The sequence below is a fragment of the Pelistega europaea genome (assembly GCF_013133775.1).
GTDB lineage: Bacteria > Pseudomonadota > Gammaproteobacteria > Burkholderiales > Burkholderiaceae_B > Taylorella > Taylorella europaea.
Genome location: NZ_JABGBO010000005.1, coordinates 104,842 through 117,240, shown reverse-complemented (window position 1 = coordinate 117,240; position 12,399 = coordinate 104,842). Strand labels below are relative to the sequence as shown.

The 12,399-nt window shown below is 42.6% G+C and carries 8 protein-coding genes; 5 read left to right on the top strand and 3 right to left on the bottom strand.

Annotated elements, in window-relative coordinates; all coding sequences use genetic code 11:
• Positions 1-109 precede the first annotated feature (109 nt).
• From HKX40_RS05875 to phoU, 3 genes are all read left to right on the top strand, one after another.
• Positions 110-451: a Spx/MgsR family RNA polymerase-binding regulatory protein gene (locus tag HKX40_RS05875; RefSeq protein ID WP_171588639.1), complete on the top strand. Its 342-nt coding sequence runs from the start codon at positions 110-112 to the stop codon at positions 449-451.
• Positions 452-669: 218 nt separating this feature from the next.
• Positions 670-1,341 (top strand): ribose-5-phosphate isomerase RpiA, encoded by a 672-nt coding sequence (gene rpiA, locus HKX40_RS05870; RefSeq protein WP_171588638.1) that lies wholly within the window; start codon positions 670-672, stop codon positions 1,339-1,341.
• A gap of 193 nt (positions 1,342-1,534) precedes the next feature.
• Complete coding sequence (phoU, locus tag HKX40_RS05865; RefSeq protein WP_171588637.1) at positions 1,535-2,242, top strand: phosphate signaling complex protein PhoU; 708 nt, start codon at positions 1,535-1,537, stop codon at positions 2,240-2,242.
• Positions 2,243-2,387: 145 nt separating this feature from the next.
• Here the strand turns inward: phoU and HKX40_RS05860 are convergent, their stop codons facing one another.
• Both HKX40_RS05860 and argA read right to left on the bottom strand, forming a co-directional pair.
• Positions 2,388-2,660, bottom strand: coding sequence for an oxidative damage protection protein (locus HKX40_RS05860; RefSeq protein WP_171588636.1), 273 nt, complete (start codon positions 2,658-2,660; stop codon positions 2,388-2,390).
• 11 nt (positions 2,661-2,671) lie between these two features.
• A complete protein-coding gene (gene argA, locus HKX40_RS05855; protein WP_171588635.1) occupies positions 2,672-4,027 on the bottom strand; it encodes an amino-acid N-acetyltransferase in 1,356 nt (451 codons plus the stop codon).
• 103 nt (positions 4,028-4,130) lie between these two features.
• Here argA and hrpA point away from each other — a divergent pair, with 103 nt between their 5' ends.
• Together hrpA and dnaE are read left to right on the top strand one after the other, a co-directional pair.
• Positions 4,131-7,991, top strand: coding sequence for an ATP-dependent RNA helicase HrpA (hrpA, locus tag HKX40_RS05850; RefSeq protein ID WP_171588634.1), 3,861 nt, complete (start codon positions 4,131-4,133; stop codon positions 7,989-7,991).
• Between the two features lie 118 nt (positions 7,992-8,109).
• Positions 8,110-11,601 carry a DNA polymerase III subunit alpha gene (dnaE, locus tag HKX40_RS05845; RefSeq protein WP_171588633.1) on the top strand — a complete coding sequence of 1,164 codons (3,492 nt, stop codon included), beginning with the start codon at positions 8,110-8,112 and terminating at the stop codon, positions 11,599-11,601.
• Positions 11,602-11,604: 3 nt separating this feature from the next.
• Here dnaE and HKX40_RS05840 read toward each other — a convergent pair whose 3' ends face one another.
• The gene (locus HKX40_RS05840) at positions 11,605-12,357 is read right to left on the bottom strand and encodes a YdcF family protein (RefSeq protein WP_171588632.1); all 753 of its coding nucleotides are present in this window, start codon (positions 12,355-12,357) and stop codon (positions 11,605-11,607) included.
• Positions 12,358-12,399: the final 42 nt, after the last annotated feature.

Below are 12,399 nucleotides of genomic sequence, written 5' to 3'. Positions count from 1 at the left end.
TCTATTTTTGTTCAAAGGTATTTTTAACTGGTGTAGGTAATATTTAGGTGAAAATTCGTGTCTGACTTATCAGGATAGGGCAGGAATTGCATATCAAGAAGAGGATAATATGAAAGTATTTGGTTTAAAAAACTGCAGCACTTGTGTAAAAGCACAAAAGTGGTTGGAGGCCAACGGTATTGCTTTTGAGTTTCAAGATGTGCGTCAAATGCCTCCTAGTGCTGCACAATTACAATCATGGTCTTTACAACTCGGCTGGGATAAGTTGATTAATAAAAAATCGCAAACGTGGCGTAGTTTGACAGATGAGCAAAAGGAGCTTACAGCAGAGGCTGATTTAATTGCCTTAGTACAAGCAAATCCCTCCCTCATGAAGCGTCCATTATTAGAAAGCGATAAGCTGTTGCTGGTGGGGTTTGTAGAGGCAGATTATCAAAAGTTGAAAAAATAGCTTATTGTTATAACTATTGTGTGCTGTGGATAAGACATAGTTGGTGAAACACTTGGGGCGTAGTGAGGACAGTACCTTATACTTTGTTTTAGTGACGTTACAAGACATATTTGCAGAATAAATATTGACTGTTGTTTATAAAGGATATGGATTAAATCGTAGTCTATAGTTGATAGATTAGGCTACAATCTAGCTATGCATAATTATGAGGACTAAAAATGGCTATCTCTCAACAAGAACTTAAACAACAAGTGGCTCAAGCTGCTGTAGAATATATTTTACCTTTACTTCAAGCCAATGATGTTGTGGGTGTGGGTACGGGGTCTACCGCTGATTTGTTTATTGATGAGTTAGCCCAGTATAAACATTTATTTCGTGCCGCTGCAGCTAGTTCTGAACGTAGTGCTCAACGTCTAGCCAAGCATGGTATTCAAGTGCTGGATTTGAATGATGTAGAGTCTATGCCTGTTTATGTCGATGGTGCTGACGAAATTAATGCATTGCGTCAGATGCTTAAAGGTGGTGGCGGTGCTTTAACACGTGAAAAAATTGTTGCCTCTGTCGCAGAGCGTTTTGTCTGCATTGCTGATGAGTCTAAGGTAGTGGATGCCCTAGGGGCTTTTAAATTACCCATTGAAGTACTTCCTATGGCTGTAGCCAGTGTATCACGGGCTATGAGTAAACTAGGTGGGGTTGCACATATTCGCGAGGGTTTTATTACAGACAATGGCAATCCTATTATTGATGTGGCTGGTTTTAGTGTTAAAGATGCACGAGAGCTAGAACAAAGGATTAACAATATTCCTGGCGTGGTGTGTTGCGGTTTCTTTGCCTTATCCCCAGCAACAGTGGCGTTGATTGCTACCCAAGATGGGGTAAAAACTTTATAACCTTTAAAACGGACTAACCATTGCTTATGCCTTGGTTATCGAAAATATCTCAAGGGCTTGTTTGTATAAAGGTGTTTAGGCAATGTGATGGCACTATATCTATCCTATGGGGTGAAGTGTTAAATAGTGACAGTGTCATATTTCCGTCACAAACTCCCTTTACAATGCAGACATTCTTTTTTAAGGGTGCCATATGATTGAACATACCAGCAAACGCTACGAAAATGACCTAGAAACTATCCGCTCTACCATGTTGCGTATGGGGGGCGTTGTGCATGCCATGCTGACAGGGTCGGTAGAAGTAATAGAAACTGGAGATGCAGAGAAAATTGCCCAAATTCTTGATCAAGAGAAACAGGTCAATGAACTAGAAGTTGAGCTTGACGGATATATCGTAGAGGTGATTGCACGTCAACAACCAACAGCGGTAGACTTGAGGCTTCTTTTTGCTGCTCTTAAAATGCTGACGGATATGGAGCGTTCGGGAGATGAAGCAGAAAAAGTAGCCAAGATGGCACGTCGCCTGCATGAGACACACTCACACTATGAGCCACTTGTTGAGATGCGTCATATTGGTACACTAGTTCTTTCTATGTTGAATAAGTTACTAGATGCTTTTGCTCGTAATGATGCAGTAGTTGCTGCAGAAGTAGTGAGGGCAGATAAGCAGGTGGACAAAGAGTGGAAGTCCCTGTTACGTACCTTGAGTAGTTATATGATTGAGGATCCTCGACATACATCAGAAGCAATTGATTTAATTTTTATCGCACGCTCATTAGAGCGTATCGGTGATCATGCCAAGAATATGGCTGAACGTATTATTTATCTTGTCCAAGGTGAAGATGTACGTCATAAAGGGGTGAAAAAAGCAGAGAAAGTGGCTAGAGAGGGAAGTCTTTAAGCACTAAGCCTTTTTAATCATTAAGCTGTAACCATTAACTCTTTAATGATTAAGTCTTTTTAATCACTAATAACGGCTTTTCAAGCATAAAAAAAGGACGAATACCGACGAGGCATTCGTCCTTTTGTTTAAGCATTAATACGAATTAAGCACTAGGGGGTACATAACCTTGGGCTTCAATATCGTGACCTTCAAATAGATAGTTTTCCATCTGTTGCTTCACATATTTACGTGCACGAGCATCCGCAAGATTAAGACGATTTTCATTGACAAGACGGGTTTGGACATCCATCCAGCCTTGCCAAGCCTCCATAGAGATGTTTTTGTAAATTTTCACACCGAGTTCACCAGGATAAGGAGGAGCGGCTAAACCAGGGGCTTCTTTTTTGAGTTTTACACAATACACCATGCGAGTCATAGGGATTCCTTTTAAAGTTTCTTAATAAAAATTAAGCTATTTCTAGCACGATTGTAATTCATTTGTTTTTCTGCAGGCAAGTCACTGATGCTTCCTTGAACAAAGCCTCGTTTGATGAACCAGTGAGAGGTGCGTGTGGTTAGTACAAATAGCTTTTTAAAACCTAATGCACGTGCTTTGCTCTCTGTATGGCGTAGCAAAATTTCACCTTCGCCTGTACTTTGCCAGTCAGGGTGGACAATAAGACAGGCCATCTCTGCCATTTTCTCTTCGGGATAGGGCATGAGAGACACGCAGCCATAGATAATACCATCATGCTCTAGCACGGTGAACTTATCCACATCACGCTCAATAATATGACGACCGCGAGGCACTAGTGTACCATCAGCCTCTAATGGCTCAATTAGGCTGACAATCGCACCAATATCATCGACAGTGGCAGGGCGTAAGTCATCTAGGGTATCTTCAACCACCATAGTACCTACACCATCATGGGTAAAATACTCTAATAAAATACTACCATCTAAGTCGTGAGGAATAATATGAGCCCGTTTTACGCCACGACGTACAGCACGAGAGGCATGACGGAGAAAATTACGAAATTCCTCATCTAAGCTATTATCAGAGGCAAGTAAGGTATCGACATCTGCACGAGCAATTTCGGTCACAATTTCCCCATTACTGTCACGCAATAGGGTAGCTTTATTGATGAAAATCAGTTTGTCGGCCTTAAGAGCTATAGCCGTATTGGTTGCTAGGTCTTCCATGGCGATATTAAAAGCCTCTCCTGTAGGAGAAAAACCGATGGGGCCAAGTAGTACCACCGCACCTAATGCCATGGCACGGTTAATCGACTCTGTATCAAATTTACGTACTTTACCTGTGTGTCTATAGTCTACGCCATCAATGATGCCAGCAGGTTGTGCAGTGACAAAGTTACCCGATACGACGTGAATATGGGAGTTGGACATAGGGGTATTGGGTAAACCTTGGCTAAATGCTGCCTCAATATCCCAACGAATCTCTCCTGCGGCTTCCTTGCAGCATTCGAGAGCAACAGCAGAAGTTGGTTCAATACCTAGACCAAACTGAAAATCATAACCTTTGAGACGAAGTTGCTCATTGACCTGGGGTCGAGAGCCAAAAACCAACACCAATCGTACACCTAATGCGGTTAGTAAAGATAAGTCCTGCACAAGTGCATTGAGCTTGCCTTCTTGGACTAAATCACCACCAAACCCAATAACAAAGGTTTTGCCTCGCATGGTATGCACATAGGGGGCTACCTCGCGGAACCAACGTACAAACTGTGCTGGGGCATATTCGGGGGCTTCGGAAGCAGATACGGTTTCAACTTCGGTACTCATTGAAAAATGCAACTCCTAAAAAATATCGATGAGGACAAAAAAACTGGTCATAGAAAATTAACGAAATTATAATGTTGGACTGTTGAAAAATTAAGCTATTCCCATGGTTAGTCATCAAAATTTACAAAAAAATCCACCAAGACCCTTACCATTGATTACTTATGATGATGAATTGCCTGTTAGCAGTAAGCGAGAGGAAATTGCACAAGCAATTACACAGCATCAAGTAGTTATTATTTGTGGTGAAACAGGGTCTGGTAAAACAACCCAGCTACCTAAAATCTGTTTAGAGCTAGGACGAGGTCAAGCAGGTCTAATTGGACATACTCAGCCCCGCCGTATTGCTGCTGTTTCTGTAGCCAAGCGGATTGCTCAAGAGCTTAAAACAGATATTGGAGATTGGGTAGGGTATCAGGTACGTTTTAATGATAAAACAGGTCCCAATGCAGCCATTAAACTGATGACAGATGGTATTTTGTTGGCTGAAACACAGCATGATCGCCTGTTGCGTAAGTATGATACGATTATCATCGACGAAGCCCATGAACGTAGCTTAAATATTGATTTTTTATTGGGCTTACTCAAAAATATTCTGCGTAAACGCCCTGATTTAAAACTGATTATTACCTCTGCTACCATTGATGCAGATCGGTTTGCTCAGCATTTTGCCGATACTCAGGGCAAAGCTGCTCCTGTAATTGAAGTATCGGGGCGACTTTATCCTGTTGAGGTACGTTATCGTCCTATAGGTTCAGGTAATTCTTATGAGTCTATTGATGAGGATACTGATGATGATTCTTTACCTTCTCGTCCTTCACCTCAGGCTCATGCTGAACAACGTTCTGCTGACCGTTTAGAGCGGGATGAAGAAAAAGATTTAATCAATGCCATTACGGATGCTGTGGATGAATGTAGCTACATAGGGCAGGGAGACATTTTGGTATTTTTGCCAGGTGAGCGAGAGATTCGAGAAGCGGCAGAGGCACTGCGTAAGCATAAAGTGTCTGGTGGTATGGAGGTTTTACCCTTATTTGCCCGTATGTCGCAGGCTGAGCAAGAGCGTATCTTTCACCCATCAACCAATTTGCGTCGTGTTATTTTAGCTACTAACGTTGCTGAAACCTCTCTCACAGTTCCGGGGATTCGTTTTGTGATTGATAGTGGTTTGGCTAGAGTGAAACGTTACTCCTGGCGTAACAAGGTTGAGCAGCTCCAAATAGAGAAAATTAGTCAAGCCTCAGCTAATCAGCGTTCGGGGCGATGCGGTCGTATTGGGGCAGGGGTTTGTATCCGTCTATATGATGAATTGGATTTCAAACGTCGACCTGCTTTTAGTGACCCAGAAATTTTACGCTCATCGTTGGCCTCGGTTATTTTGCGCATGAAGGCGCTGCGTCTGCATGACATTGAAAAGTTTCCTTTTGTCGATAGTCCTACAGGCAAGGCGATTGCTGATGGTTATCATATCTTGCATGAATTAGGCGCATTAAATGAGCACAATCGCTTGACGGCAGTTGGACATGTTTTGGCAGAGTTGCCACTGGATCCTAAAATTGCTCGCATGATTTTGGCAGGGAAAGAGCAGAACAGTCTGCGTGAAGTACTGGTGATTGCTGCGGCTTTATCAGTACAGGATCCTCGTGAACGCCCCTTTGATGCCAAAGAGCAAAGTACACAAGCTCATGCAAAGTTTAAGGATGAGAAATCAGAATTTATTTCCTATCTGAAATTATGGGACTGGTACCACGATAAAGTCGCCCATAAAGAGTCTCAACGTAAACTTGTCGCAGGGTTGCGCAAGGAATTTCTTTCGCCAATACGCTTGCGTGAATGGCATGATATTCACGCACAATTACTGACCCTGATTGCAGAAAAAGGTTGGCATATTAATCAAACAGATGCCACTTATGAACAAATACACAAGGCATTATTAAGTGGTCTACTTGGGAGCATAGGTCTGAAAAGCGAGCAAGATAACCAGGTCTATCAAGGTGCAAGAGATATTCGTTTTGTTATTCACCCAAGCTCAACATTGGCGAAAAAAGCAGGTAAGTGGATTATGGCAGGGGAGCTGGTAGAAACTTCGCGTCTATTTGCACGAACTATTGCCAAAATTGAGCCACAGTGGATTGAGCAATTAGCCTCACATTTGCTGAAAAAACAATGGTCCGATCCACAGTGGAACCGCCAGCGTGGACAAGTACAAGCCAATGAGCGAGCCGCTTTATATGGAGTGCAGATTTACCAAGGACGTAAAGTGCATTATGGGCGTATCAATCCTACTGTAGCTCGTGAAGTATTTATACGTGAGGCTTTAGTACCTGGGGATATAGATAGCCAGCTACCTTTTATTGTGAAAAATCGACGTTTAATTGAGGAAATTGAACGTTTAGAGCATCGTACTCGCCGTCCAGATATTTTAGTAGATGAGGAGCTGATTTATGCGTTTTATGATCAGCATATTAGTAAGGATATTTACCAAACAGCTACGCTAGAGTCTTGGTATAAGGGGTTGTCGACAGAGCAACAGCAGTCACTTATCCTAGATAAAAAAGATTTAATGCGTCATGAAGCGGCTGGAGTGACCACCAATGTGTTTCCCAAGAAGTTTACTTGGGATGGTTTGGACTTACCACTAGATTACCATTTTGAACCAGGTTCCCCCAAAGATGGGGTTACTATGACGATACCTGTTTATGCTCTACGCCAAATCGATGCCATTGCTCCACAATGGCTTGTGCCGGGCATGCTTCGCGAGAAAGTCCAGTTATTGTTGAAATCATTGCCGCAGAAATTACGTCGTCATTGCGTGCCATTGCCTGAGTATGCCCGTGATTTTTACCTGCGACATGAACATTTACTTTCTAGACCTAACCAACCTTTACTGCAAGCGTTGATAGATGATATTTGGGAACATACCCAGACGCGAGTCAAGGAAGAGGACTTTAAGCTAGAGACATTGCCTGCGCATATGTTTATGATTTTTAAAGTGGTGGATGAGCATGGTCGCATGCTATCAGCAAGTCGTAATCTTGGACTGCTAAAAGCTGAACATGCAGAACAAGTCCAAGAGAGCTTTCAAAAAGTGGCAGAGCAGCAGGTTTCCCATTTAACTAGCACAGATAATATTACAGATTGGGATTTTGGTGAGTTACCAGAAATTTTAGAAATTAAACGGAAAAATCAATCGGTTATCGGCTATCCAGCCTTGGTTGATGAGGGAACGCATTGTGCCATTGATGTTTTTGATGAATTAGAACAGGCACAACAACAACATAAACAAGGTTTGCTACGACTATTCAAGCTGGCATTTAAAGAACAGATTAAATATTGGCAAAAGAATATTCGCGATTTAACCAAAATGAGCATGCTTTATATGCCATTGGGGACACAAGAAGATTTACTCCATCAAATCATTGATAGAGCCTTGATACAAGCGGCTTTGATGGAGCCTTTACCCCATAACAAGGCCACTTTTGAACAACGTAAAGAAGCAGCTAAGGAAAAATTAGGTTTGCTCGTTAATGAAGTGGCACGTCTGGCATTACAGATTTTAGAGCAATGGCAGCAGACTCAGAAAAAAATGGGAGCAATCAAGGCACATAAAAATGCTTATCAAGATATGATGAGTAACCAAAGTCAGTTGATGACAAAACGGTTTTTGTTGGACCATGATTATGAACATTTAAGCCATTTTGTGCGCTATCTTAAAGCTGATTTTGTACGAGCAGAGAAATTGCAAAAAGATCCTGCACGGGATGCCAAATTAATGGCGGATATGGCACCTTTGGTAGTGAATTATCAGCGTGCATTTTCTCAATTAAAAGGACGTGAAGATAAGCATTTAGAGGATTTCCGATGGCTGTTGCAAGAGCTTCGCGTGGCTTTGTTTGCACAAGAGCTTCGCACGCCAATGCCTGTATCGGTGAAGCGTCTGCAAAAGGTATGGTTAAGTGTTTCGTAGCTCTTTTTTTTATATGGTCTATGCCAGTCTTTTCTTTGTGTTTGCTCCATTGTCGGAGCAAGAAGAGGGCAATGAGAATGCGGTATAATGGTGCTTTTGATAATAGCACTAAGCACCTATGACCACAGCACCGCAATTCGTTCATCTTCGTAGTCACTCTGAGTTCTCTGTCGTAGATGGCATTGCACGTATAGATGAATTGATTAAAACTGCCAAGAAGTTTGGACAACCTGCCCTAGGACTTTCTGATCTTGGCAATATGTTCGGTCAAATTAAGTTTTACAAAGGGGCTCGCAAAGCAGGCATTAAGCCCATCATTGCTTGTGATTTATGGATTACAAATGATGAAGATCGAACCAAGCCTTATCGTTGCCTGTTAATTGCACGCAACCATCAAGGTTATCTAAGACTTTGCGAAATTATCTCCAAGGCGTGGCTAGAGAATCCATTTTACGATAGAGCAGAAATTCGCAAAGAGTGGCTAGTCGATACCGAGGGGTTGATAGCCTTATCGGGTGCTTTGATGGGAGATATAGGGCGTGCTATTCAAGTTGGTAATGATTCACAGGCATTGGCTCTGGCTAAAGACTGGCAAACACGCTTTCCCAATGCATTCTATCTAGAGTTACAACGAGCAGGCTTTGAGGGTGAGGAAAATTATATTCGTCATGTAATTAATATTGCCCAACAACTTCAACTGCCTGTCGTAGCAACTCACCCAATCCAGTTCATTGCTGCAGATGACTTTATGACCCATGAAGCACGGACATGTATTGCTTCTGGGGATATTTTGGCAGATGCTTCACGGGCTCACCGTTTTACTGAGCAGCAATATATGAAATCAACACAGGAAATGTTGGCATTATTTGCTGATATTCCTTCTGCCATTCAAAATACTGTTGAAATCGCCAAGCGTTGTAATGTAGAGATTGAGCTAGGTCGTCCGCAGTTGCCTATCTTCCCAACGCCTGATGGTATTTCACTGGATGATTATATGACCCATCTAGCACAAGAAGGCTTGATGAGGCGTATGAAGCAGCTTTATCCAGATGATAAAGAGCGTGCCAAACAATATCCGACCTACCAAGAGCGGTTGGATAGGGAGTGTAAAACCATTATTTCTATGGGCTTTCCGGGCTACTTTCTTATCGTGCAGGACTTTATTAACTGGGGTAAAAACAATGGTGTGCCTGTCGGACCAGGGCGTGGCTCAGGTGCAGGCTCTTTGGTGGCTTTTGCCTTGGGAATTACCGACCTGGACCCATTACGTTATGACCTGCTTTTTGAGCGTTTTTTGAACCCAGAACGTGTCTCTATGCCTGACTTTGATGTGGACTTTTGTCAGGATAACCGCGAGAAAGTAATTGAATACGTTAAAGATAAATACGGACGTGATGCGGTGAGCCAGATTGCCACTTTTGGTACCTTGGGAGCCAAAGCGGTGATTCGCGATGTGGGGCGTGTACTAGAAATGCCCTATAGTCTTTGCGATGGGTTATCTAAACTCATTCCTTTTGACCCTGCCAATCCTTGGTCGCTTGAAAAAGCACTTTCCGAAGAGCCAGATTTTAGACGTCGCTATGAAGAAGATGAGGAAGTGAGAGCGATTGTCGATATTGCTAAACCACTAGAGGGATTAACTCGTAGTATTGGTATGCATGCGGGGGGTGTACTCATTGCTCCTGGTAAATTAACGGATTTTTGCCCTTTGTATTGCCAGCCAGGCAGTACTTCTGTGGTGTCCCAGTATGATAAAGGGGACATTGAGGAAGCGGGCTTGGTGAAGTTTGACTTTTTGGGCTTGCGTAACTTGACTATTTTGGATTGGGCAGTACGCTATGTCAGACGGTTTAACGAAGCACAAAAAGACTTTGAATTAATGAGTCTGCCACTAGATGATGCCGCAGCCTTTAAATTGCTATGCGAGGGGAATACGACAGCGGTATTTCAGCTGGAGTCTCGTGGCATGAAAGAGCTTTTACGCAAATTATTACCTAGTAATTTTGAGGATATTATTGCGGTATTAGCATTGTATCGTCCTGGTCCATTAGAGTCTGGCATGGTGGATGATTTTGTTAATCGAAAACATGGGCGTGCTGAAGTGGATTATTTCCACCCTGATTTGACATCGACCTTATCAAGTACTTATGGGGTTATCGTCTATCAAGAGCAGGTAATGCTGATTTCGCAGATTATCGGTGGCTATTCTTTGGGTGGTGCAGACTTGCTACGTCGTGCGATGGGTAAGAAAAAACCCGAGGAGATGGCAAAACATCGTGATATTTTCCAAAAAGGGGCGATAGAAAAAGGCTACGATGCAGACTTGGCTGTGCGTTTGTTTGACCTGATGGAAAAATTTGCCGGTTATGGTTTTAACAAGAGTCACTCCGCTGCCTATGCACTTATTGCTTATCAAACTGCTTGGCTAAAGGCATATCATCCTGCTGAGTTTATTGCTGCGACGATTTCCTCCGATATGGATGATACCGATAAAGTACAGGTTTTCTGGCGAGATGCACTGGACAATGGTATCACTGTACTGCCTCCTGATATTAACCAATCGGTTTATCGTTTTGAGCCAGTATTGGATGAATATAGTGCCAAAGGTTTACCCCCTAAAACCATGCGTTATGGGCTGGGTGCTGTGAAAGGTACGGGGCAGTCAGCAGTTGAAAATATTGTTAAGGCACGTGAAGAGGGTGGAGCATTTAAAGATTTCTATGATTTTTGCCGTCGTGTTGACCGACACACGGTTAACCGTCGTTCAATAGAGGCCTTAATCAAGGCCGGTGCATTTGATAGTATTAGTTCCAACCGTGCCGCATTATTGGCATGTATAGATCAAGCAATCGAAGCCGCTGATCAGGCCGACGAAAATGCCAATCAGTTTTCACTATTTGGTGATGATGCAGGCGAGCTAATCAATACTGAAATGGCAAAAATTCCTCCTTGGGATTTACATACTTCCTTGATAGAAGAAAAACAAGCCCTAGGTTTTTACTATAGTCACCATCTCTTTGATGTATGGCGCGATGAGGTGAGACGCTTTATTCCAACGACTTTAGCTAAAATCACTGAATCCAAGGATTTGCAATGGATTGCTGGGGTATTGTTGGGTGTACGAAGTTTTACAACCAAAAATGAAGGGCAGGATGCAGGGCGATTATTTTTCCTCTTGTTGGATGATGGCAGTGCTCAGTTAGAGATTATGTGTACTGAAGAGGTTTACCAACAATACCGCCATCTTGTGCAGACTGATAATTTATTAATTGCACAAGTGCGTGCCAGAGTGAATCGTTTTAATGGAACTTTGCGTTTGACAGCAGAGGTGTTGCACGACTTACAGTCAGCTCGTGAGATAAAAGCACGTCACCTATACTTATCAATAACAGAAAAACATAGTCCTATTGTATTAAAACAGGCATTGAATCCTTTTAGAGCTGAGCCAGAGAATGGAGTGCCTGGTGTATGGGTTAAGGTGGGATTATCTGTAGAAAACCAGTTTCAATGCGATTTGCATTTGGGTGAGGAGTGGCGTGTGCGAATGGCCCCCGATTTGTTTAAACAGTTACACGACAAACAAATCAATTATGAGGTGGAATACCACTAAAGATTAAATCCAACCACGCAAATAGTAGGTTAAAAGCCCTATGTATTCTTTGATAATAGAACGACTTGCCTCTAAGGCTCTATCATCAGGAAGATAGGGTTGAATATTGTCGGGAATAACTATTTGAGGTGGGTTTGCTGCCGCAATAGGGTGATAACCTAGCTTTTGCATGACAGCCATAGAGCGAGGCATATGCAATGCAGAAGTCACAAGTAAAACATCAGTGATTCCTTTTTGTTTAAGAATTTTGTCAACATAAAAAGCATTTTCACGAGTGGTAGTGCTTTGGCTTTCCGTTATGATGTTTTCCTTGGGGATACCTCGATTTTGGAGTTGAGCAGACATCCCTTTGGCTTCACTAACCTCTCCCTCTAAAGCGGCTCCTGAGACAATAATAAGAGGAGCCTTGTGCATAAAAAACAAATCATCTGCGGTATCAATACGGGCATGACGAGTCTCTTTGGTATAAGGCTCAAACCAGTTGGCTCGGTTGTTGGCTGTGCTACCTCCAAAGACTACGATGGCTTGTGCTGTAGGCATCTCGGCAGGAGGGATGTGAGGATAACGGTTTTCAAGATAGCCTCCTGCAATATAGGAGGTCATTGGCAAGGACCAGATAAAAGTCCAAGCTACACCACTGATAATGCTAAGCAATGCAAGGCGTTTTCTTCTGAGTAACGCTAACACTGCTCCCACTATGACCAAAAATATACAGAGGTTAAGAGGGACAATAAGTGAAATAAGTAAACTCTTCATCTAGTCAGAAAACAGGGAAACTATTGACAAACAACTATACCA